This window comes from Streptococcus cristatus (genome assembly GCF_008369405.1).
GTDB lineage: Bacteria > Bacillota > Bacilli > Lactobacillales > Streptococcaceae > Streptococcus > Streptococcus cristatus_G.
The window spans coordinates 469,032-492,003 of the sequence record NZ_VSJJ01000001.1 but is presented as its reverse complement, the minus strand read 5'-3'; the positions used below and the strand labels follow the sequence as shown (position 1 = coordinate 492,003).

Annotated in this window: 28 protein-coding genes, 2 pseudogenes and 1 other annotated feature; all 30 genes and pseudogenes read left to right on the top strand. The window is 38.4% G+C overall.

Annotated elements, in window-relative coordinates; all coding sequences use genetic code 11:
- Positions 1-28: 28 nt before the first annotated feature.
- Positions 29-877, top strand: a complete 849-nt coding sequence (locus tag FXF62_RS02660; protein WP_149517528.1) for a DNA/RNA non-specific endonuclease — start codon at positions 29-31, stop codon at positions 875-877.
- A gap of 207 nt (positions 878-1,084) precedes the next feature.
- Positions 1,085-2,044: an ROK family glucokinase gene (locus FXF62_RS02655; RefSeq protein ID WP_149517527.1), complete on the top strand. Its 960-nt coding sequence runs from the start codon at positions 1,085-1,087 to the stop codon at positions 2,042-2,044.
- 44 nt (positions 2,045-2,088) lie between these two features.
- Positions 2,089-2,496 (top strand): hypothetical protein, encoded by a 408-nt coding sequence (locus tag FXF62_RS02650; RefSeq protein WP_149517526.1) that lies wholly within the window; start codon positions 2,089-2,091, stop codon positions 2,494-2,496.
- Between the two features lie 84 nt (positions 2,497-2,580).
- The gene (locus tag FXF62_RS02645) at positions 2,581-3,420 is read left to right on the top strand and encodes a thymidylate synthase (protein ID WP_149517525.1); all 840 of its coding nucleotides are present in this window, start codon (positions 2,581-2,583) and stop codon (positions 3,418-3,420) included.
- A gap of 135 nt (positions 3,421-3,555) precedes the next feature.
- A complete protein-coding gene (locus FXF62_RS02640; protein ID WP_149517524.1) occupies positions 3,556-4,041 on the top strand; it encodes a hypothetical protein in 486 nt (161 codons plus the stop codon).
- Between the two features lie 153 nt (positions 4,042-4,194).
- Positions 4,195-4,707, top strand: a complete 513-nt coding sequence (locus FXF62_RS02635; RefSeq protein ID WP_149517523.1) for a dihydrofolate reductase — start codon at positions 4,195-4,197, stop codon at positions 4,705-4,707.
- Between the two features lie 219 nt (positions 4,708-4,926).
- A complete protein-coding gene (clpX, locus tag FXF62_RS02625; protein ID WP_015604700.1) occupies positions 4,927-6,156 on the top strand; it encodes an ATP-dependent Clp protease ATP-binding subunit ClpX in 1,230 nt (409 codons plus the stop codon).
- Positions 6,157-6,165: 9 nt separating this feature from the next.
- Complete coding sequence (yihA, locus tag FXF62_RS02620) at positions 6,166-6,753, top strand: ribosome biogenesis GTP-binding protein YihA/YsxC (RefSeq protein WP_149517522.1); 588 nt, start codon at positions 6,166-6,168, stop codon at positions 6,751-6,753.
- Positions 6,754-7,035: 282 nt separating this feature from the next.
- On the top strand, positions 7,036-7,734 hold the full coding sequence (locus FXF62_RS02615) for a glucosaminidase domain-containing protein (RefSeq protein WP_149517521.1): 699 nt from the start codon (positions 7,036-7,038) through the stop codon (positions 7,732-7,734).
- 297 nt (positions 7,735-8,031) lie between these two features.
- Positions 8,032-8,979, top strand: a complete 948-nt coding sequence (gene mmuM, locus FXF62_RS02610; RefSeq protein WP_149517520.1) for a homocysteine S-methyltransferase — start codon at positions 8,032-8,034, stop codon at positions 8,977-8,979.
- Between the two features lie 107 nt (positions 8,980-9,086).
- Entirely contained in the window at positions 9,087-9,884 is a 798-nt protein-coding gene (locus FXF62_RS02605; RefSeq protein ID WP_149517519.1) for a formate/nitrite transporter family protein, read from the top strand.
- 128 nt (positions 9,885-10,012) lie between these two features.
- Positions 10,013-10,354: a hypothetical protein gene (locus FXF62_RS02600; protein WP_048791744.1), complete on the top strand. Its 342-nt coding sequence runs from the start codon at positions 10,013-10,015 to the stop codon at positions 10,352-10,354.
- 59 nt (positions 10,355-10,413) lie between these two features.
- Positions 10,414-10,548: a sequence feature (ribosomal protein L10 leader region), on the top strand.
- A 39-nt stretch (positions 10,549-10,587) separates the two neighbouring features.
- Positions 10,588-11,088 carry a 50S ribosomal protein L10 gene (gene rplJ / locus FXF62_RS02590; RefSeq protein ID WP_001287273.1) on the top strand — a complete coding sequence of 167 codons (501 nt, stop codon included), beginning with the start codon at positions 10,588-10,590 and terminating at the stop codon, positions 11,086-11,088.
- A 73-nt stretch (positions 11,089-11,161) separates the two neighbouring features.
- The gene (rplL, locus tag FXF62_RS02585; RefSeq protein ID WP_001196964.1) at positions 11,162-11,530 is read left to right on the top strand and encodes a 50S ribosomal protein L7/L12; all 369 of its coding nucleotides are present in this window, start codon (positions 11,162-11,164) and stop codon (positions 11,528-11,530) included.
- Between the two features lie 201 nt (positions 11,531-11,731).
- Complete coding sequence (locus FXF62_RS02580; protein ID WP_187984212.1) at positions 11,732-11,905, top strand: hypothetical protein; 174 nt, start codon at positions 11,732-11,734, stop codon at positions 11,903-11,905.
- Positions 11,902-12,681, top strand: a complete 780-nt coding sequence (locus tag FXF62_RS02575; protein WP_149517517.1) for a replication initiator protein A — start codon at positions 11,902-11,904, stop codon at positions 12,679-12,681. The genes FXF62_RS02580 and FXF62_RS02575 overlap by 4 nt, the downstream gene beginning before the upstream one ends.
- 98 nt (positions 12,682-12,779) lie before the next feature.
- Positions 12,780-14,138: a DNA (cytosine-5-)-methyltransferase gene (gene dcm, locus FXF62_RS02570; RefSeq protein ID WP_149517516.1), complete on the top strand. Its 1,359-nt coding sequence runs from the start codon at positions 12,780-12,782 to the stop codon at positions 14,136-14,138.
- Positions 14,122-14,571, top strand: a complete 450-nt coding sequence (locus tag FXF62_RS02565; RefSeq protein ID WP_070889446.1) for a hypothetical protein — start codon at positions 14,122-14,124, stop codon at positions 14,569-14,571. The genes dcm and FXF62_RS02565 overlap by 17 nt, the downstream gene beginning before the upstream one ends.
- Positions 14,564-14,944, top strand: coding sequence for a thioredoxin domain-containing protein (locus FXF62_RS02560; protein ID WP_149517515.1), 381 nt, complete (start codon positions 14,564-14,566; stop codon positions 14,942-14,944). The genes FXF62_RS02565 and FXF62_RS02560 overlap by 8 nt, the downstream gene beginning before the upstream one ends.
- 12 nt (positions 14,945-14,956) lie before the next feature.
- Entirely contained in the window at positions 14,957-15,190 is a 234-nt protein-coding gene (locus tag FXF62_RS02555) for a hypothetical protein (RefSeq protein ID WP_000840776.1), read from the top strand.
- 2 nt (positions 15,191-15,192) lie between these two features.
- Positions 15,193-15,780 (top strand): CPBP family intramembrane glutamic endopeptidase, encoded by a 588-nt coding sequence (locus FXF62_RS02550; RefSeq protein WP_149517514.1) that lies wholly within the window; start codon positions 15,193-15,195, stop codon positions 15,778-15,780.
- 372 nt (positions 15,781-16,152) lie between these two features.
- Positions 16,153-16,376 (top strand): annotated as a pseudogene (locus tag FXF62_RS10815) (hypothetical protein).
- A 20-nt stretch (positions 16,377-16,396) separates the two neighbouring features.
- The gene (locus tag FXF62_RS02540) at positions 16,397-16,990 is read left to right on the top strand and encodes an ATP-binding cassette domain-containing protein (protein ID WP_149517513.1); all 594 of its coding nucleotides are present in this window, start codon (positions 16,397-16,399) and stop codon (positions 16,988-16,990) included.
- Positions 16,987-18,171: a hypothetical protein gene (locus tag FXF62_RS02535; protein ID WP_149517512.1), complete on the top strand. Its 1,185-nt coding sequence runs from the start codon at positions 16,987-16,989 to the stop codon at positions 18,169-18,171. The genes FXF62_RS02540 and FXF62_RS02535 overlap by 4 nt, the downstream gene beginning before the upstream one ends.
- Positions 18,172-18,251: 80 nt before the next feature.
- A pseudogene (locus FXF62_RS02530) lies at positions 18,252-18,464 on the top strand (hypothetical protein); the annotation flags it as partial.
- Positions 18,465-18,605: 141 nt separating this feature from the next.
- On the top strand, positions 18,606-19,196 hold the full coding sequence (locus FXF62_RS02525) for a type IV toxin-antitoxin system AbiEi family antitoxin domain-containing protein (protein ID WP_138027053.1): 591 nt from the start codon (positions 18,606-18,608) through the stop codon (positions 19,194-19,196).
- On the top strand, positions 19,196-20,032 hold the full coding sequence (locus tag FXF62_RS02520) for a nucleotidyl transferase AbiEii/AbiGii toxin family protein (RefSeq protein ID WP_129299934.1): 837 nt from the start codon (positions 19,196-19,198) through the stop codon (positions 20,030-20,032). Before FXF62_RS02525 ends, FXF62_RS02520 begins: the two co-directional genes overlap by 1 nt.
- Before the next feature lie 282 nt (positions 20,033-20,314).
- Entirely contained in the window at positions 20,315-20,614 is a 300-nt protein-coding gene (locus tag FXF62_RS02515) for a hypothetical protein (protein ID WP_149517511.1), read from the top strand.
- Positions 20,604-21,092 carry a hypothetical protein gene (locus FXF62_RS02510; protein WP_000093683.1) on the top strand — a complete coding sequence of 163 codons (489 nt, stop codon included), beginning with the start codon at positions 20,604-20,606 and terminating at the stop codon, positions 21,090-21,092. Before FXF62_RS02515 ends, FXF62_RS02510 begins: the two co-directional genes overlap by 11 nt.
- On the top strand, positions 21,092-22,969 hold the full coding sequence (locus FXF62_RS02505; protein WP_149517576.1) for a VirD4-like conjugal transfer protein, CD1115 family: 1,878 nt from the start codon (positions 21,092-21,094) through the stop codon (positions 22,967-22,969). The genes FXF62_RS02510 and FXF62_RS02505 overlap by 1 nt, the downstream gene beginning before the upstream one ends.
- Positions 22,970-22,972: the final 3 nt, after the last annotated feature.

The window sequence follows — 22,972 nt, the reverse complement described above, 5'->3', positions numbered from 1 at the left end:
CACAGTCCTTTTAAATGGATAGGAAAATATGCCAAAAAGAAAGAAATTACAAAAAAAGAGCACTAAATCTACTCAGACTGTAGCTGGGCTTCTAGTTGCTCTGACTTTATCACTGGGAGCCTACTTTTTTGGAAATGGCAATCAGTCACCAGCAGTAAACACACCTGCAGTTGTCAGCCAAAATAAGGATACCAGTACACCAGATCAGGCATTGGCTGAGAGTGTTCTCACAGACTCAGTGCGTTCGCAACTTGGTGGAAAAATCGAGTGGAATAGGGCTGGATCATTCATTATCAATGGGAATCAAACAAACTTAGACGCCAAAGTTTCGAGTGTCCCTTATGCAGATAATAAAACGAAGATGGTTCAGGGACAGACGGTTCCAACAGTCGCCAATGCCTTGCTTGCCAAATCGACCCGTCAGTATAAATCACGAGAAGAAACGGGAAATGGTTCCACTTCTTGGGTTCCTGCCGGTTGGCACCAAGTCAAACATCTATCAGGTGAATACAACCATGCAGTGGATCGCGGGCATCTCTTGGCTTACTCTCTAATCGGTGGCTTAAAGGGCTTCGATGCTTCCACTAGCAATCCAGCTAATATCGCAGTCCAGACAGCCTGGGCCAATCAGGCCAATAAAGACAACTCGACGGGACAGAATTACTATGAAACTCAGGTTCGTCGTGCTTTGGACCAGAATAAGCGAGTCCGCTATCGTGTCACTTTGATCTATGATTCGGAAAATGATCTGGTGCCATCTGGCTCGCATTTAGAAGCCAAGTCCAGCGATGGAAGTTTGGAATTCAATGTCTTCGTTCCCAATGTCCAGTCAGGAATTGTCCTTGATTATCGCACTGGCAAAGTGAACCTTAGATAAATGTGGTTTACATAATATGGTTCATTTGAAGTCAGCAGCTAAGCTGGCTTTCATGTCTTCAATAGACTTCCCGGCGCCTAAAGAAGTGCCGGTTTTGCTTTGTATTGAAATGAGCATAAACTAAAAGCAAAAAATACCGTGCAAACCTTTTCTATGCTGAAAAAATTTGCTATAATGAAAGGGAGAACGAATACAGAGGAGAATATCATGTCAAAAAAAATTATTGGGATTGATTTAGGCGGAACTTCTATCAAATTTGCTATTTTGACGCAAGAGGGCGAAATCCAAGAAAAATGGTCTATTAAAACTAATATTTTGGACGAGGGAAGTCATATTGTAGACGAGATGATTGAGTCTATCCAGCATCGCTTGGAGCTCTTAAATCTATCAGCAGAGAACTTTATCGGAATTGGAATGGGTTCGCCGGGTGTGGTTGACCGTGAGAAAGGAACTGTTATTGGTGCCTACAACCTAAACTGGAAAACCCTCCAACCAATTAAAGAAAAAATTGAAAAAACCTTGGGCATTCCATTCTTCATCGATAATGATGCCAACGTAGCTGCGCTTGGTGAGCGTTGGATGGGTGCTGGTGACAACCAACCAGACGTGGTCTTTATGACGCTTGGTACTGGTGTTGGTGGCGGTATCGTTGCAGAAGGTAAACTTCTTCACGGTGTAGCTGGTGCAGCAGGTGAGTTGGGCCACATCACTGTTGACTTCGACCAACCAATCGCTTGTACCTGTGGTAAAAAAGGCTGTCTTGAGACAGTGGCTTCAGCAACAGGGATTGTCAACTTGACTCGTCGCTATGCTGATGAATACGAAGGCGATGCAACCTTGAAACGCTTGATTGACGATGGAGAAGAAGTAACAGCTAAAACTGTCTTTGACCTTGCCAAAGAAGGTGACGACCTTGCCTTGATCGTTTACCGTAACTTCTCTCGCTACTTGGGAATTGCTTGCGCCAATATCGGTTCTATCCTTAATCCATCAACTATTGTTATCGGTGGTGGAGTATCAGCAGCAGGAGAATTCCTTCTGCAAGGTGTTCAGAAGGTTTATGATGAAAATACCTTCCCACAAGTGCGTACATCAACTAAATTAGCTCTTGCAACTCTCGGAAACGATGCCGGAGTTATCGGAGCAGCTTCGCTGGTACTTCAGTAGTTCTAACCATCTCCTCTCTTAGCAAAGCTATAAGGAGGGCTAAAATGAAGAGAAAAATTGCTTATTTTCTAGTATTACTTCCCATCTTTCTTTTGATTTTATCGGCTTGCAAATCAAAGACAGAAGGTTTTCTGACCATATTGAATAGTCAGAATCAGCAGATTTATCAGACAAGAAATACCAAGACCTTAGATGAATTTGCAGATATTCTAGATCTTGTAGAGTCTGAGGAAGATAATGAAGATGCCTGGGTTGATTTGCCTGAAGATGCAGAGGTTAATTATATCTATGATATTAGTGGCAGAAAGGGAGGAAGTGGTGTCAAATTCACGACCTACAAAAACTACCCTTATGTCACCATCTCAAATATTCCTGCTGTGTCAGATATTACCTTGAGATTGTCAGAAAAAGATGTGAATAAGCTCAATCATCCAGATGAATGGGTCAAATAAACTTTTCTCCTGCTAAACTTGGCAGGAGAATTTTTATAGAAAATTTGCTATACTAGAAAAAGCTCACTGAACGAAGGAGAAATCATGACGTTAGCAGATACGATTTTCAAAGAGAATATTAAAAAAATTATGGAGCAAGGTGTTTTTTCTGAAAATGCCCGTCCACGTTACAAGGATGGAAATGTAGCCAATTCCAAGTATATCACTGGTTCATTTGCAGAATACGATTTGAGCAAGGGCGAGTTCCCAATCACGACTCTGCGCCCTATTGCCATCAAGTCCGCCATCAAGGAAGTGCTCTGGATCTATCAAGACCAGTCTAATAGTCTGGACCTGCTCAATGATAAATACAATGTTCACTACTGGAATGACTGGGAAGTTGGCGATACGGGTACGATTGGTCAGCGCTACGGAGCTGTTGTCAAAAAGCATGATATTATCCATAAAATTCTCCAACAGCTGGAAGCCAATCCTTGGAACCGCCGCAATATCATCTCTCTCTGGGATTATGAAGCTTTCGAAGAAACAGACGGCTTGCTGCCATGCGCTTTTCAGACCATGTTTGACGTTCGGCGTGTAGATGGAGACATTTATCTGGATGCGACTCTGACCCAGCGCTCAAATGATATGCTAGTGGCTCACCACATCAACGCTATGCAATATGTAGCTCTGCAGATGATGATTGCTAAGCATTTCGGTTGGAAGGTCGGTAAGTTCTTTTACTTTGTCAACAACCTGCACATTTATGATAATCAATTCGAGCAGGCAGAGGAGTTGTTGCGTCGGGAACCCAGCAACTGCCAACCTCGACTCGTTTTAAATGTGCCAGATGGAACCAATTTCTTTGATATCAAAGCAGAGGACTTTGAGCTTTTAGACTACGATCCGGTCAAACCTCAGCTCAAGTTTGATTTGGCGATTTGATCATATTTTCCCTACTGAATGAAGGTCAGTGGGGATTTTAAATTTTCAAGAGCAAATGATTGAAATATAATTTGTAAGTGCTATAATGACAATAGATATATGTGTTTCGCTATTGCCTATCTCGGAGGTATTGATATGGAAGCAAATATTTTGACACATAAAAGTCGTAGAAAACTCTTTAGTCTGGGCATTTGTTCATTCTTGCTTGGCTTATCGATTTCTGTGGCACCTATGGCTGTTGTGGGTGCAGATGAAGTCCAGCAGGCAGAATCCCAACTTGAGCAAATAGCAGATTCCTCAGTGGAAGAAGATGATTTTCTACAACTTGTAGACCAAGGTTCGGATGGGGCAAATCAGGGGAAGAAATCCTATACGATTGATTTGCTTTGTCATGGGAAGGGTCCTAAAAATAAAGGAACTGAGCAAAGCAATGCTGGCGCTTCAACTGAAGGCAAGTCAGTCAAAAGAGAGGGATGTGATATTGATCCCTTAGCGGATAAAAAAGAGGCCACCTCTGCTGAGCCTAAAAAGGCAGACTCAACCCTCTTGAACGTTTCCTTGTTTGGCCTTGTGGCTGCTGTTGTAGGATTTGTCTTTGTCAAAAAGATGAAGAAAGAGTAATTTGGCTGATAAGCGAATAGTCGATAATCTTTTAGGTTATCGATTTTTTATCTGAATTGGCTGACAAAAATAAATAGATAGAAGTGATAGTCCAAACAAGTCTTTTTTAATAAATTTTGATAGAATAGAAATATCAATGTGAAGGATGGAGAAATGATGAAAAAGATTGCGGCGATTTGGGCACAAGATCAAAATGGTCTGATTGGCAAAGACCAAAGCTTGCCATGGCATTTACCAGCAGAGTTGAAACATTTCAAGGAAATCACGACTGGACATGCAATTCTAATGGGGCGGGTGACTTTTGATGGCATGCATCGGCGCGTGCTGCCAAATAGAAAAACTCTGATCTTGACACGTGATAGGGATTATCAGATTGAAGATGAGCGTGTTTTGGTGTTCCATGATCTCCCAGCGGTGTTGAAATGGTACCAAGAGCAAGAGAAGAATCTCTATATTATCGGTGGCGGTCAAATCTATTCTTTATTCGAGCATGAATTGGATGAGGTGATTAAGACAGAAATCCATGCTAGCTTAGAAGGCGATACTTATTTCCCAGCAGACTTTGATTTGACACAGTTTGATGAAGTAAGCAGTCGTTTTCGACCAAAAGATGCAAAAAATGAGTATGATTTCACCGTAAAAATCCTCAAAAGAAAGGGTTCATAGGAATGGAAAGAAGTGTTTTTGGTTTTTTTACGGCCTTTTTATGTGCAATTTGTCTGATTTGTTCTTTTCAAACTTTTCGTAAAAAACGTTTTGGATTGGCTATTTTATTTTTGTTAAATGCTTTTACGAATCTTGTTAATTCCATCCATGCTTTTTATATGACACTCTTTTAAAATGTAAATAAAAAATTGAATTAGAAATTTAGAATGGGAGTAAACAATGCCTACAAATCGTAATAATGAGATGATGGTATATTGTTCTTTCTGTGGAAAGAATCAGGACGAAGTCCAAAAAATTATTGCGGGCAACAATGCCTTTATCTGTAATGAATGTGTCGAGTTGGCGCAGGAGATTATCCGAGAAGAATTAGCTGAGGAAGTCCTAGCTGATCTTTCTGAAGTACCAAAACCGCAAGAATTGCTCAATATCTTGAACCACTATGTGATCGGTCAGGATCGGGCTAAGCGAGCTTTGGCTGTTGCCGTTTACAATCACTATAAGCGGATCAATTTTCATGACAGTCGCGAAGAGGATGATGTGGAGCTGCAAAAATCCAACATCCTCATGATTGGTCCAACTGGATCTGGGAAAACTTTCCTAGCACAGACCTTGGCGCGCAGTCTCAATGTTCCCTTTGCTATCGCGGATGCGACAGCTTTGACTGAGGCTGGCTATGTCGGTGAAGATGTGGAAAATATCCTGCTCAAGCTCTTACAGGCAGCTGACTTTAATATCGAGCGAGCAGAACGTGGCATCATCTATGTGGATGAAATCGATAAGATTGCTAAGAAAAGTGAAAATGTTTCTATCACTCGGGATGTTTCAGGTGAGGGTGTTCAGCAAGCCTTGCTGAAGATTATCGAAGGAACAGTTGCTAGTGTGCCTCCTCAGGGTGGTCGTAAGCATCCACAACAAGAAATGATTCAGGTTGATACCAAGAACATTCTCTTTATCGTTGGTGGTGCTTTTGATGGTATCGAAGAAATTGTTAAGCAACGTCTTGGTGAGAAGATTATCGGTTTCGGTCAAAATAATAAGGCAATTGACGAAGGTGCGTCTTATATGCAGGCCATTGTCGCTGACGATATTCAAAAATTTGGGATTATTCCTGAGTTGATTGGTCGTTTGCCAGTTTTTGCAGCCCTAGAGCAACTGACTGTGGATGATTTGGTTCGAATTTTGAATGAACCTAGAAATGCGCTAGTGAAGCAATACCAAACCTTGCTTTCTTATGATGATGTTGAACTTGAATTTGACGAGGAAGCCCTGCAAGCCATTGCTAGAAAAGCCATCGAACGCAAGACAGGTGCGCGTGGACTTCGTTCAATTATTGAAGAAACTATGATGGATGTTATGTTTGAAGTGCCGAGCCAGGAAAATGTCAAACTGGTTCGTATCACGAAGGAAGCAGTGGACGGCACAGACAAGCCAATCTTAGAAACTGCCTAGGGGAAGCTTATGGAAATCAATACACATAATGCTGAGATTTTACTAAGTGCAGCCAATAAATCGCATTACCCTCAGGATGATATCCCGGAAATCGCCTTGGCTGGTCGCTCCAATGTCGGTAAATCTAGTTTTATCAATACTCTGCTCAATCGTAAAAATCTAGCACGGACTTCAGGTAAGCCTGGTAAAACGCAGTTGTTGAACTTTTTCAATATCGATGACAAGCTCCGTTTTGTGGATGTTCCTGGCTACGGCTATGCCAAGGTTTCGAAAACGGAGCGCGCTAAATGGGGCAAAATGATTGAGGAATACCTGACCACTCGGGACAATCTGCGAGCGGTCGTAAGTCTGGTAGACCTGCGTCATGACCCTAGTGCGGATGATGTACAGATGTACGAGTTTCTCAAATACTATGAAATTCCTGTCATCATCGTGGCTACCAAGGCGGATAAAATTCCACGTGGTAAATGGAACAAACACGAAAGTGCCATCAAGAAAAAGTTGGATTTTGACCAGACTGACGATTTTATTATCTTTTCTTCAGTTGATAAAACTGGTCTTGATCAAGCTTGGGATGCGATTTTGGGCAAAATTTAGATAGCAGATGATAAGGGAAATGAGATAGTTGAACTCTCAGAGTTTAAATATCCTAACCTGATTCCGTATGGATTGGAGTCAGGTTATTTTCATCTTTAGCTAGAGCTATATAACTTAGTGATAACGCCAAACGAGGAAATTTTACTTGTAACAATCGTGGCTTGTGAGACTTATATTTGTTAAAACCTAAAAAATGTCATATACTTGTAATTTATTGCTAATGTTATTTTGCTCTTAGTATGTTACAATAGTAGAATAAATATCTTACTCAGGAGAAGGACTGTGAAAAAGAGAATTTCAAAAGAAAGAAAAAAACTTTTGACAGGTTTGGCAGTGATGGCCTCAACTGTTGTCGTTGGTCTCGCTTTGTCAAATCAAGTCAAGCCAGCAAGTGCAAATGATGCTGTTCAGCAACCATTGAACCAAACAGAATATTTCATTTCACAAATCAGTGAGCCAGCTCGCCAGTTGGCTCAGGATAATGATCTGTATGCTTCTGTGATGATTGCACAAGCTATTTTAGAGAGTGGTTCTGGTCAGTCTGGTCTGTCAGGCTATCCTCACTATAATCTGTTCGGTATTAAAGGAGCTTATGCTGGTCAGTCAGCGACAATGGAGACCTTGGAAGAAGATGGTCAGGGTAATACTTATGCGATCAATGATCAATTCCGCTCTTACTCAAGTTACGCTGAATCACTTCAGGACTATGTTTATGTCTTGAGACAAGGTCATTTTGCGGGGGCTTGGAAGAGCAATGCCCCGACTTATCAAGACGCGACAGCTGCCTTGACTGGTGTGTATGCGACGGATAGTAACTACTACGCGAAATTGAACTATCTGATTGAAGCTTATAATCTGACTCAGTTTGACTCACCTAGCTATCAGACAGGAGCGTCTAATATGGTTTACAATCCTTACCGTGGACAATACACGACTCAGGATGTCTTGGATGTAGATAACGCTTGGGCGTCAAATAACTAGATAAAGAAAAGAGGCTGGGACAAAAAGTCCTAGCCTCTCAATTGTCTTTGGATTCTCGAGCAAGACGCAGTGGTTGAGTGGGCTCTACTACGCTGATTTCATCAGCTTTTATAGCCCTACTCAACTGTGCGGAGGTGGGACGACGAAATCGAATTCTAACGAATTACCGATTTCTGTCCCACTCTCTTTTTTGCGTTTTACTATTGAAGTAAAAGCTAATTTCAGATAAGCAATAGGTTCTCTCTTTACTAGAATTTGTTAAGTATTGAGGGTTTTAGGAAAGCTTAGGGAGGAAGAATGGGAGCGTTTAAAGATTTACTTGAAAAGCAAGAAGTAATAATTCTAGATGGTGCTTTGGGAACAGAGCTGGAGAGACAAGGTTATGATGTTTCTGGTCAGCTTTGGTCAGCCAAGTATCTGCTTGAAAATCCCCAGATTCTTCAAGACTTACATGAAGCTTACGTTCAGGCTGGCAGTGACATTATCACCACTTCCAGTTATCAGGCTAGCATTCCAGCTTTTGTCGAGGCTGGGCTGAGTCCGGAAAAGGCCTATGAACTTCTCAAAGAAACGGTCTTTTTGGCACAGGTAGCTGTTAAAAATATCTGGAAGAGTTTATCGCTAGATGAGCAGGAGCAGCGCTCTTATCCTTTGATAGCTGGGTCGGTCGGGCCTTATGCTGCATATCTGGCTGATGGTTCGGAGTACACAGGAGCTTACCATTTGAGTGAGGAGGAATTTAAAGACTTTCATCGTCCGCGCATTCAAGCCTTACTGAACGCGGGCTGTGATTTATTGGCAATTGAAACGATTCCAAATGGAGCAGAAACAGAGGCGCTTGTTCACTTGTTAGCAGAAGAATTTCCGCAGGCGGAGGCCTATTTATCTTTTACAGCTCAGACGGCATCGGCGATTTCGGACGGAACATTGATAGAAGAAGTTGGGCGCTTGGTTCAGTCGAGTCCACAAGTATTGGCTGTCGGTTTTAACTGCACAGCTCCACATTTGATTGCTCCTTTATTAGAAAAGTTGAAACAGGTGTGCGATAAGCCCTTACTAGCCTATCCAAATTCTGGAGAGGTCTATAATGGGGCGACGAATACTTGGCAGGACAATCCTGAGCAGCAGCTCTGTTTAACTGATTACAGTCAGCTTTGGAAGAAGCAGGGCGTTCAGCTTTTTGGCGGTTGCTGTCGAACTCGGCCAGAAGATATAAGGCGGCTAGCAGGCGAATTAAGAACTTGAAATATAGCATTACAAGTTCAAATTTAGAAAAAAACTTACAGAAAACGCTTTCGAAAAATAAAAGTTTGTGATATACTGTACATAGTTTAACTTAGAGGAGAATTATTATGGTCGAATCGACATTTATTCCAAAAATAGAAGCAGCTTGTCGCAAGAAAGAAGGCTTGTTTGACACAAGCAAGGGGAAGTATGCTGTTCGCTCTATCTTTGCGGGAGCATTTCTGACTTTCAGTACAGGAGCAGGAGCTATTGCGGCAGACCTGACAAATAAGATTGTTCCAGGAACGGGTCGTTTTCTCTTCCCTTTTATCTTTGCTTGGGGATTGGCCTACATCGTCTTTCTGAATGCTGAGCTGGTGACTTCCAACATGATGTTTTTGACAGCTGGCACTTTCTTGAAGAAGATTGACTGGAAAAAAGCATTGATTATTTTGTTCTATTGTACTTTCTTTAACTTGATTGGGGCTCTGATTGCTGGGTGGCTCTTTGCTAATTCGGCGGCTTATGCGGGACTTAGCAAGGAAAGTTTCATTGCTGGTGTTGTGCAGATGAAGCTTGCCCGTTCAAATGAACTTATTTTACTTGAGGGAATACTCGCCAATGTATTTGTTAATATTGCGATTCTTTCCTTTATCTTGGTGAAAGATAGTACAGCTAAGCTTTTCTTGGTTATTTCAGCTATTTATATGTTTGTTTTCTTAACCAACGAACACTTGGCAGCTAACTTTGCTTCTTTTGCTATCGTCAAATTTAGCTCAGCTGCATCACAGGTGGCAAATTTTGGTATTGGAAATATCCTGCGTCACTGGGCTGTAACCTTCGTAGGAAACTTGATTGGCGGTGGTCTTCTAATCGGTCTGCCATATGCTTGGTTCAATAAAAAAGAAGAACATTATGTAGATTAAAATGTAGCCTTGGGGCTACATTTTTTTGAAGAGGTGACGCTCTGATTCCCGTCTAGATTTGCCTAAATTGACAAACATATAAAATTTTGTTAAACTTTACTAATATTTTTATATTTAAGGAGATCTTGATGAATAAGCTTACTATTCAAGCACCAGATGGCAGCAATGTTAAGACTTTGTCACCTATGTGCTCTATTACAACCTTGCTATTTAACTTTTTCGTTCCTCTTTTTCGTAAAGACTGGAAATACTTTGGGATCATGCTTGGCTCACTATTTGTATTTGCTGTGATTGCAACGCTTCTTATCCCAGATGATTTCTTGAGACCTGTAGGAACTGCCTACAACTTGTTTTGGGCCTTTTTCTATAATCGTCTTTGGATAAAAGACCGAGTTTTCACAGATGGCTGGGTGCCTGCTGACGATGCTAGTAAAGCCTTGCTTGACAAGACTTTTCCTAAAAATGCATAAAAAATTAAAAAGATTGCACAAAAAGCTTGCAATCTTTTTTTTCTTTTGCTATAATTATAAATGGTTTGAAAAAACTGCCTAAGACAGTAGGGGAGCTCGACTCATAAAAATCCTACCGAGGACAAAACGTATCATGTAAAAGAAGCGTATTGTACTTTCGTGTCTAGGTTTGGGCGCGTTTTTCTTTTAGAAAAATTCCCCCAAGCAAAATAATTACGGAGGTGAAACACTAAATGAGTGAAGCAATTATTGCTAAAAAAGCAGAACTAGTTGACGTAGTAGCTGAGAAAATGAAAGCTGCTGCATCAATCGTTGTTGTGGACGCTCGTGGTTTGACGGTTGAGCAAGATACTGTTCTTCGTCGTGAGCTTCGTGGAAGCGAAGTTGAGTACAAAGTAATTAAAAACTCAATCTTACGTCGTGCAGCTGAAAAAGCTGGCCTTGAAGATCTTGCATCAGTATTTGTTGGACCATCTGCAGTAGCATTTTCTAATGAAGATGTTATCGCACCAGCGAAAATCTTGAACGATTTTGCTAAGAATGCAGAAGCACTTGAAATCAAAGGTGGTGCTATCGAAGGCGCTGTCGCATCAAAAGAAGAGATTCTTGCACTTGCAACTCTTCCAAACCGCGAAGGACTTCTTTCTATGCTCCTTTCTGTACTTCAAGCGCCAGTTCGCAACGTTGCACTTGCTGTCAAAGCAGTTGCAGACAACAAAGAAGACGCAGCTTAATCTTAAGCTACGCAGCGTAGCCTAGCTACAAATTATTATTATAAAAATAAAAACTTATTTGGAGGAAATAACAATGGCATTGAACATTGAAAACATTATTGCTGAAATTAAAGAAGCTTCAATCCTTGAATTGAACGACCTTGTAAAAGCTATCGAAGAAGAATTTGGTGTAACTGCAGCTGCTCCTGTAGCTGTTGCTGCAGCTGGTGCTGCTGACGCTGGTGCTGCTAAAGATTCATTTGACGTTGAATTGACAGCTGCTGGTGACAAAAAAGTTGGCGTTATCAAAGTTGTACGTGAAATCACTGGTCTTGGCCTTAAAGAAGCTAAAGAACTTGTTGATGGTGCACCAGGTGTCATCAAAGAAGGCGTTCCAACTGCAGAAGCTGAAGAAATCAAAGCTAAATTGGAAGAAGCTGGAGCTTCAGTTACTCTTAAATAAGAGGCATATACCAATTAGAATTCGGAATACTATAGTATCAGCCTTTTAGAATCGTGAACACATTTTAGAAACTGATAAATTAATTTAGTTTCCTGCCAAAAACCCTACCAAAAATTAATTTGGCAGGGTTTTTCTTTTTAATAAAATTATTTTGGAGAACAGTTGAATATTGTTCTCCTTTTTTTATTTTCTGGAGGGAAAATGACAAAAGAATTACAATCATCACGCTATATTGTCATTTCATTTTTAGTACGTGAAATGGGAATTGACATTGTTGAAGCCATATCTCTTATGGCTGAATTAGAAAAAAGTGGCTTGATTCTATTGGAATCAAGTGGAGATTTAATACTCAAAGAACTTGGAGGAGCGCTATGAAACGAATTACCGCAAATCAATACCAAACTTCAGAACGGTATTATAAATTACCTAAAATTCTTTTTGAAGATGAGAAATATATGGATATGAAACTAGAAGTAAAGGTAGCTTATTCTATTTTAAAAGATCGTCTAGAATTATCTCTCAATCGTGGTTGGATAGATGAAGAAGGCGCGGTCTATTTAGTATTTTCTAATTCTAAACTGATGAGGCTGTTAGGTTGTTCGAAGTCCAAATTACTGTCCATCAAAAAGACTCTTAAAGAATATGACTTAATTGATGAAGTTCAACAGTCTTCAAGTGAGAAAGGAAGACTAGCTAATAAGATTTATTTAGGGGAATTATCTTCTACCCCAGTATCTATTTCTGACAGGACTAGTGTTAAAAAAAGACTAGGGCAGGTTGAAAATGAAACGGCCCCCGTCTCATATTCAGCCCCTAGTGAGACTGAAGTTAGTGAGACTAAATATAGTGAGACTGATTCTTTATTTAGTGAGGATGAGGAGGATAGGAATACTCAACCTATCTTGAAAAGAAAAGTAGAAAAGGTCACAAAATATGATCGAGATTATATTTGGGGATTGGTGCAAGATCAATTTAGACGAGAGGGTTTTTCTGAAACAGCCAGTGAAATTGCTATGACTGATTTTGAGAGAATCTACCAGTATGCTCTTGACAATGTTCGCTTTGTTAGACGAGCGGAAGCACTTGCTGAATTTGTGTTTAATGGCCTATATTCCGTTTGGAATAACCGTGTTAGAAAAGGAGGTGGTTAAATGTCACCAATCGAGTGGATATTAGTTATGCTCATTTTCATTTCAAGTGGTGTGACTCTTTGGACATTGATAGTCGATCAGAAAGGGGTGATAAAGAAATGAAATTTATTGATTTATTTTCAGGTATCGGTGGTTTTCGACTAGGAATGGAAAGTGTCGGACACGAGTGTATTGGATTTTGTGAGATTGATAAATTTGCTAGAGAATCTTATAAGTCCATTTTTCAAACGGAAGGAGAAATTGAATTTCATGACATACGAGATGTTTCAGATGACGAATTTAAAAAACTTAGAGGGAAAGTCGATATCATCTGTGGGGGATTCCCTTGTCAAGCATTTTCAATCGCAGGAAGACGATTGGGATTTGAAGATACTAGAGGAACTTTGTTCTTTGAAATTGCTCGGGCGGCCAAACAAATCCAACCACGTTTTCTTTTTCTTGAAAATGTTAAAGGCTTACTCAATCACGATAAGGGACGGACGTTCACCACAATCCTTACCACACTTGATGAGTTGGGGTTTGATGTTGAGTGGCAGGTGCTTAACAGTAAGAATTTTGGCGTTCCCCAAAACAGAGAGAGGGTGTTTATTATCGGACATTCTAGAAAGAAAAGTACCAGACTCTTATTTCCTTTCAGACGAGAAGGTCAAGCAACTAACTCTGAGATTTTAAAAACATTAGGGAATTTGAATCCATCAAAAAGTGGAATGAGCGGTAAAGTCTATTATTCAGAAGGTCTTGCGCCAACCTTAGTTCGTGGAAAAGGAGAAGGATTTAAGATTGCGATTCCTTGCATTACACCAGATAGATTAGACAAGAGACAAAATGGTAGACGCTTTAAGGAAAACAAAGAGGCGATGTTTACTTTAAATACTCAGGATCGTCATGGTATTGTCGTTGTTGGAGATTTACCAACTAGCTTTAAGGAAACTGGTCGAGTTTATGGAAGTGAGGGGTTATCTCCAACACTGACTACAATGCAAGGTGGAGATAAAATTCCCAAAATACTAATTCCAGAACCAATCAAATTTCTAAAAGTACGGGAAGCAACGAAAAAAGGATACGCTCAAGCAGAAATAGGAGATTCAATTAATTTGGAAAGACCAAGTTCTCAGTATCGTCGTGGTAGAGTTGGAAAAGGTATAGCTAATACGTTAACAACTAGTGGACAAATGGGAGTAGTAGTTGCTAGTTATGAAGGAGAAGATAAACAAGTTTATCATGTAGCCGGTGTATTAATAGATGGACAGTTTTACCGTCTGAGGATACGACGAATCACTCCTAAAGAGTGTTTTCGCTTGCAGGGCTTTCCTGATTGGGCTTTTGAAGCTGCTAGAAAAGTCTCTAGTAATAGTCAGCTCTATAAACAAGCTGGTAATAGTGTAACCGTTCCTGTGATTGCCGCAATCGCAAAGAAATTAAAAGAAATAGAGGAAAAAGATGAAAGCATTAAATAAAGAATCAATACTAGATTGTGATGAATTAGAAACAGAATTACATGATGCAGAAATCAAACAGCTGGATGAACAATTATTTTTGATACCCAATTATCCATGTGAGTTTGAAGTAACATTTTTAGATGATTACCATAAAAAACACAACTACCCACTATTTTATGAGTCCTATCTTCAAAACGTTATGGAATTCCTTGAAAGTCAAGACATAAAGAATGGGGTTGATGCCTTTGTAGATGATCATCAAAATCTCGTTTTTATTTTATATGGACAAGGTTATCGAGCCGAGGGAAAAGAGGGAATACTTACAACCCAAGTAACTGTAAAAGCTTCTGATGAAGATAAGAATCCGATTAACTTCTCAAATTTGTTAGATTCCTTAATTGTATCAGAATATCAAATGGAACCGAATCTTTTGGAGGTCTCCCATGATTGATCTCTATCTAAGTAAAAATTGTCATAGAAATCAACTTCTTTTGGATTTCTTTCAAAAGTATGGCATAGAGGTATCTTGTCATTCAGTTTCTGAAATGACAAAGGACAAATTAATTGAGATGATGAGCTATTCTTCAGATTGTTTTGAGTTTTTATCTCCCAATTTATTACGATTTAAGAATCAAGATAACCTCAGATTAACAGATTTCATCGAAATGATATTAAAAAATCCTGAACTAACCATCAGACTTCCTCTTGCGGTTTCAAATAAGCGAGTTTATCCAAATCTGAATCTGGAAGAGGCTAGAGCTTTATTGCCAAGAGATACGAAACAATTGATTTACATGGCACAAACACATTATTTATCTAACTAAAGGAGAAACAATATGGCTGAACGATTTTGGGAGAACTTGTCCATTATTTTGGCTGAAAGAAATATCAGCTGGATTGAGTTAACCAGAAAAATGTTTGCGGGAGAGTTTCACTATCCAAGTGAATTGAATCGTCTGTATCAAAAGATTCGCCACTATAAGATGGAACAACGAATGCCTCAAAGTCCATGGGTAGAAAGGATTGTGCAGGTATTAGATTTAGATTATGAAGATTTATTTCGGAGGTAACTATGAAAAGAATAATTCCAGTTTATATATTCCAACAAGTAAATGTCCTATTGGTATCCCTATACTTACTGAAATTTCTTTGTATCGGTGAGTTAACTATACTACAGATTCTCTATGGAGCGTCGCTCATTTCTTTTTTATGGATGTATGGTCAACGAAAACAAGTGGTCAAGGTCAATATGAAAACTAGGATGAAATGGCTTGGTATTGGATTCGTTAGCCTACTGATTATAAGTCTATGTTTTAGTCTGATTCATGCTCAAGGAAGCACGAATCAAGCAAACTTAATTGGGCTTCAACATCAAGTTCCTTGGTTTTCATTTTTATTGTTCTTAATCAATGCGAGTATGGTTGAAGAATTTTTGTATCGAGAAATTTTATGGAACTTGGTTAGAAAATTGGATATTCGAGTTGCTTTGACAAGTGTTTTATTTGCCTTAGTACATCATCCAGGAACCATTCTAGCTTGGTGTTTGTATGTTTCATTGGGAATGTTTTTAGGGATGGTGCGCTATAAATCGGACTTATGGGGCAGTATGGGGCTACATTTAGTGTGGAACCTACTAGTTTATAGTTTGCAGCTTTTTTAAAATAGGTGACCTGATTTTTAGGTAACTTCTAAAACTAACTTCCAGTTTCCCACAACCTAGCTTTTAGTATGAGAAAAATGCGTGAAATCAGTGGAAATTCGTCTTAGAATAACTTCCACTGGTTTTCTTTTTCTTGATATATAAGGGTTCAAAAGCGAAAAGACTCAGAAAAAAGTGCACGACAAATAGCTCTAAAACAGAGTCGTCTTAGAGTAAATTCCAGTTGCTAGCGTTTAGTGTGAGACTTTTCGAATCAAACAAACTATTGTATAACAAATAAAAAAATGGTATAATTAAAGCGCTTTCTAAAGTAAATATATTAGTGAAGTGAAAACCATGAAAAATTAGCAAAAGTTGTTATATTAGTAGTTTATTATCAATTGGTCTTTTCAATCCAGTGTATCTGTTGTGATAGACACTAAAAGTTATCGGTATGATTGTAACACCTACTATAGGTCTAGTATGAATTACCACAGATATAGCTATATTAATGTTCTGTCATGGTCTCGTTATTATAGCTATTCTGAGTATAAAGTTGGTTCTGGCTGGAATTACGATCTTTATGAGTACTAAACTACTACAGCGGAGGCTATTAATCCCAAAAGGAGGGCTAGATATGTTGCAACTTACTCATGTGACCTTAAAAACGCGACAAGTCATCTTGCAAGATGCGGATTTCACCTTTAAAAAGGGTAGGATTTATGGTCTTCTTGCTATCAATGGCTCTGGAAAGACGACACTGTTCCGTGCCATTAGCAATTTAATTCCTATAAGTAGTGGAAATTTCGCAGCCCCTCCTTCTTTGTTTTATTATGAGAGCGTTGAATGGCTGGATGGAAACCTAAGTGGGATGGACTACCTTCGTCTCATAAAAAACATCTGGAAGTCAGACCTAAACTTGGGGGACGAAATCGCCTATTGGGAAATGTCTGACTATATCAACCTTCCCATCCGCAAGTATTCCTTAGGGATGAAGCAACGCTTGGTGATTGCTATGTATTTCCTCAGTCAGGCGAAATGCTGGCTCATGGATGAGATAACAAATGGCTTAGATGAGTATTATCGACAGAAGTTTTTTGATAGGCTGGCACAAATCGATAGACAAGAGCAGCTGGTTCTTTTGAGTTCCCACTACAAAGAGGAGTTAGTGGAGATTTGCGATAGCATCGTAACCATTCGTCAGGGGCAGATAGAAGAGGTTCCGTTATGAAAGATATTAGCCTATTTTTGTTAAAGAAAGTTTTCAAAAGTCGCTTAAACTGGATTATCTTAGCTTTATTTGCATCTGTACTCGGTGTTACCTTTTATTTAAATAGTCAGACTGCAAACTCACACAGCTTGGAGAGCGAGTTGGAAACCCGTCTTGTAAAACATGAGAGAATCATCAATGAAAATGAAGTGAAACTCTCCCAAATCTCTGACACCAGCTCGGAGGAATACCAGGTTGTTAAAGAAAATTTAGAATCGCAAAAAAATCTTTTAACGCAAAAGAAAGAAATTCTGACTTTACTAAAAGAAGGACGATGGAAAGAAGCCTATTATTTGCAGTGGCAAGATGAAGAGAAGAATTATGAAGTTATGTCAAATGAACCGACTTCTAACTCTGAATTAAAAATGGCAATTGACCGCCAACGGAAGATTTACCAAGCCCTGTATCCCTTGAACATAAAAGCCCACAATTTAGAATATCCGACTCACGGGATTGATCAGATTGTCTGGATTTTAGAGGCTATCATCCCAAGCTTGTTTGTGATTGGCATTATTTTTATGCTAACACAACTGTTTGCAGAAAGATATCAAAATAATCTCGATACAGCTCAGTTATATCCTTTTTCAAAAGTGACATTTGCCATGTCCTCTCTTGGAGTTGGGGTGAGCTATGTAACCGTGCTATTTATCGGAATCTGTGGTTTTTCTTTTCTAGTGGGAAGTCTGATAAGTGGTTTTGGACAGTTAGATTATCCCTACCCGTTCTATAGCTTAACGAATCAAGAGGTAAGTATTGGAAAAATACAAGATGTGTTATTTCCTAGCTTGCTCTTAACTTTCTTGGCTTTTATCGTTATTGTGGAAGTCGTTTACTTGATTGCTTACTTTTTCAAGCAAAAAATGCCTGTCCTCTTTATTTCCTTAATTGGGATAGTTGGCTTGTTGTTTGGTATCCAAACGATTCAGCCTCTTCAGAGTATTGCCCATCTGATTCCCTTTACTTACCTGCGTTCAGTGGAGATTTTGTCTGGAAGATTACCTAAACAAATTGATAATGTCAATCTGAATTGGAGCATGGGGATGGTCTTACTTCCTTGCCTGATTATCCTTTTGTTAGTGGGGATTCTACTTATTGAAAGATGGGGAAGTTCACAGAAAAAAGAATTTTTTAATAGATCCTAGCTTTCCTATAGGAAAAATAAGTAAAAACTAACATAGAGAGGGAATCAACTTGATTCTCTCTTTTTTAGGAGAAAATTCAAATGACTTATACTTTGGAATGGCTAAAGACTTTTGATGGACAGATTGATATTCTCAATGTTAAGATGGATTGCTTGGCCAATACTATTGAGAAAAATGTTTCTCAGTACAAATATATTTATCAGACAGATATGGAGAACTGTCCTGAAATTATTCTATCAGTCCCAAACTCCTCCATTCCTCATCTATTAGGATTATCTAGAGAATATCGGATTACTTCTTCTTTATAATAGCTGGTCTGTCTTACGTATGGATTAATTTTGAAATAAAAAAACTAAATAAATTGATTTCAAAGAAATAAAATGCTAACATATATAGTAGATGTTAGTATTTTATTTCTAAGAAAGGAGAATGATATGGTTGATAAAAGAGAGAAACTGATGAACTCTTTCAATCAGTATGGTTTTTTAACTTTTAAACAAGTAATAGATGAAAATTTACACTACAAAACCTTATTAAAAATGGTTGCAGAAGGAAAAATCGTTGCTGAAGAAAAAGGGTTATATCGCTTACCTGATATTTATTTAGATGAGTGGTTTGTCCTTCAGTATCGATTTCCAAAGGGAATCTTTTCTTTGGAGACAGCACTTTGGTTACATGGTTTATCTTTGACTATCCCTTTTAACATGACGATGAGTTTTCCTTATGGTACGAATACCAAAAATATTAAGGAAGCAGATATATGTCCTATTATTTTACGCTCTCACTATAGTGAAGGAATTATTGAAATAGAGCGCCTTCCTGGTCAATTTATTAAAGTTTATGAAGTTGAACGAGTTTTGGTTGAATGTCTAAGACCAGTTCATCAGGTGGATCTTCAAATTATTGCACCAGCGTTTAAAAAATATTTTCAACAAAATAAAATTCATTTACACAAATTATTTTATTATGCCCAGCTATTTAAAGTAACTGATAAGTTACAATCTTATACGGAGGTACTATCTTAATGTTTTCAAATGCGAATAGCTTTAAAGCAAAAATCAAAAACATTTCAAAAGATAAGGGAATTCCAGCTCAACAAGTACAACAACATTATTTAATTGAGCAAGTATTAAAGCTGATTTCTACTAGTTCTTATAGAGATTCCTTCATTGTAAAAGGAGGGTATCTAATAGGTCAAATGATTGGACTAGATAAGCGAACCACAATGGATTTAGATGTCACTCTGAAGGGAACCGAAATGAGCAAAGAAAATTTGATTCATATCTTTGAAGAGATTCTTTGTTCTAAAACTGATGGATTTTCATTTTCAGTAGATAAGCTAGAACCTATTCGCCAAGATGATGAATATGGAGGATTTTCATTAAAATTAAATGCAACTTTTGATACATTAAAAGAGGTTGTTTTTATTGATATTACTACTGGTGATAAAATCACACCAAGAGAAATTACTTATTCAATGACTTCTATCTTTACTAATGAAAGCATCAAGATATGGACATATAATCTAGAGACTGTACTTGCTGAAAAGTTAGAAACGATCATTAGTAGGGGATTAGCTTCGACACGCCCACGTGATCGATATGATCTTTTCACCTTGTATAAACTTAGAAAAGAAGAGATTAATCTCGAAGTATTAAAAAATGCACTTGAGAATACGGCAGAAAAACGTAAAAGTAAAGATACTATTTATAATTGGGAAGAACAAGTGAGAGGAATTGAAATTTCTGATTATCAGAAAGAGCTATGGATTCGTTATCAACGCCAATTTAAGTATGCTAAAGATATCTCATTTGATAACTCTGTTCAGGTTATTAGGGAAATTATGCAACAAATATTTTAGTGAAAAAGTAACTCATTCGTAAAGCAGTGAGTTGCTTTTTTTATTCCAACAATATCAAAAATGTGATAAAAATTTCAACTACTCTTATCTATAATAAAGCTACCTGTTCTTTGAAAATTGAATCCACTCCGTCTTGATTAGCGTGCCTGTGTAAGTAGGGACTGAGAGTATTTCCCTGTGAAGGGCAACTGGCACAAGACGTGTGTGAGAATTTTCTAACAGACACGGAGTTTATCGTTACCAGACTTAAACGATGCGACAAACTAGATAAAGGAGTTAATCATGAAGGTAGTAAACTTGTATGATTTGAAACAAATGGGAAATAAAGGTGGTTGTACCATCCAATTGATTCATCACCTTCCCTTTGGTATGGGCTTAGGACATCTCAAAAAAGACTACATTGAATTTAAACGTGTTGGTATCTTTGATGGGAAAGCAGTAGAAGTTACTCTTCGAGAACCTTATTCGAGAGATCTACTGCAGGTTGTTAAGTCGATTAAGCAACGTCAGAAATTGATAGCTTATCGTTATAAAGAAGGAAAGCTGCTATTTGTGAAGAAGGAGGCATCAGATGTCCTCTGAACAACAGGAACGAATGGCAGTTCAATATGCTGAGCGTAGTCTTTTATTTACTGTAAAAAGTCTTTTAAAGATTCTAGAATGGTCTAGACGTCAGGCTTTAGCACAGGATTCTGCCTATAAGGTAGGGGTGCAGAAATTAGAAGAATTGCTACAATCTCCTTATTCGATTGATACAATTAATCTGAAGAAAGATTTTTTAGACAAACCAATTGATATAGAGAAATTTAAAGCTTTTTTAGAAAAAGAAGAGATTCCTTTAGCCATCGCTTGGCAAGGGGATTCTCTGCATTTCTACACGAAAGACCGTTCGATTCTAGACAATCATTTAGACCATCTGTTAGAAAAAATGGTTAATGATCCTGAGAAATTAGCTGATTTTACCATGGATAAGTCATTAGATGATGCTATTGATGAAGCTAAATCCCAAATAACCTTTAGACAAGAAGGGGCCGTCAAACAGAAAGAGATGGTGAGATGATGTACAGTGGAAAGAAATGCCTACTATTCTCACTGTTAGGTATCATCCTAGGCTATCTTTTTCATCGTTTGACGCTTTTGTATGATTCCTATACTGGAAATACCTTAGATAAATGGACTCATCTTCTGATGGAAGGTCAAGATGAAGTTCTTCAGTCGCCATGGAATGTTTCCTTTACTGGAAAATCAAGTGCTTTTTTTCTACTAGGCTTTGTGATGATGTTACTAGTTTATCTCTATCTAGAGACTGGTAAAAAACAATACCGAGAAGGGGTAGAATACGGGAGCGCCCGTTTTGGAACTCTAAAAGAAAAGAAGCTCTTTTACGGTAAGGAATTTTCTCATGATACGATTTTAGCACAAGATGTTCGTTTGACATTATTAGATAAAAAACCACCTCAATATGATAGAAATAAGAATATTGCGGTGATCGGAGGTTCAGGAAGTGGGAAGACATTTCGCTTTGTGAAACCCAATCTGATTCAAATGAATAGTTCTAATATTGTAGTGGATCCTAAAGATCACTTGGCCGAAAAAACAGGCAAACTCTTTTTAGAACATGGCTACCAAGTAAAGGTGCTAGATTTAGTCAATATGAAGAACTCAGATGGCTTCAATCCTTTTCGCTATATAGAGACAGAAAATGATTTGAATCGCATGCTGACGGTTTATTTCAATAACACCAAAGGTTCTGGCTCCCGTAGTGACCCATTTTGGGATGAAGCTTCTATGACTTTGGTTCGAGCTTTAGCCTCTTACTTGGTCGATTTCTATAATCCACCTAAAACAAGAGAACAGCTCATTGAAGAGAGTCGTTTGAGTCAAAAAGAATATCAAAACTTGTTGAAACGTCAAAAAAAAGAAGTGGAAGAACGAAAAAAACGAGGACGTTATCCAAGTTTTGCTGAAATCTCAAAACTCATTAAACACTTATCCAAGGGTGAAAACCAAGAAAAAAGTGTCTTAGAAATTCTATTTGAAAATTATGCTAAAAAGTATGGGACTGAAAATTTTACCATGCGAAATTGGGCAGATTTTCAAAATTATAAGGATAAGACTCTGGATTCTGTTATAGCTGTAACCACTGCTAAATTTGCCCTCTTCAATATTCAGAGTGTCATGGATTTGACCAAAAAAGATACACTTGATATGAAGACATGGGGCCAGGAAAAATCAATGGTTTACTTAGTTATCCCAGATAACGATAGTACCTTTCGCTTTCTTTCAGCCCTCTTTTTTTCAACTGTATTTCAAACCTTAACAAGACAAGCAGATATTGATTTTAAGGGTCAATTGCCTCTTCATGTGAGAGTCTATTTAGATGAATTCGCAAATATCGGAGAAATTCCAGATTTTGCTGAACAAACCTCAACAGTCCGTTCTCGAAATATGAGTCTCGTTCCTATTCTACAAAATATTGCCCAACTTCAAGGGCTCTATAAAGAAAAAGAAGCTTGGAAAACCATTCTTGGGAACTGTGATAGCTTAGTCTACTTAGGTGGTAATGATGAAGATACCTTTAAATTTATGAGTGGCTTACTCGGTAAACAAACCATTGATGTTCGAAATACTAGTCGTTCCTTTGGCCAGACAGGTTCAGGATCCCTTTCTCATCAAAAGATTGCTCGTGATTTAATGACACCCGATGAAGTCGGAAATATGAAACGGCATGAATGCTTGGTTCGAATTGCCAATATGCCTGTCTTTAAAAGCAAAAAGTACAATTCAACTAAGCATCCAAACTGGAAGTACCTAGCCAATCAAGAAACCGATGAACGGTGGTGGAACTATCAGATCAATCCTTTGAATCAAAGTCAGGAAAATCATCTTGAAGGCCTTAGAATTCGTGATTTGACTTTTGAATCTAGTTTAAAATAAAAA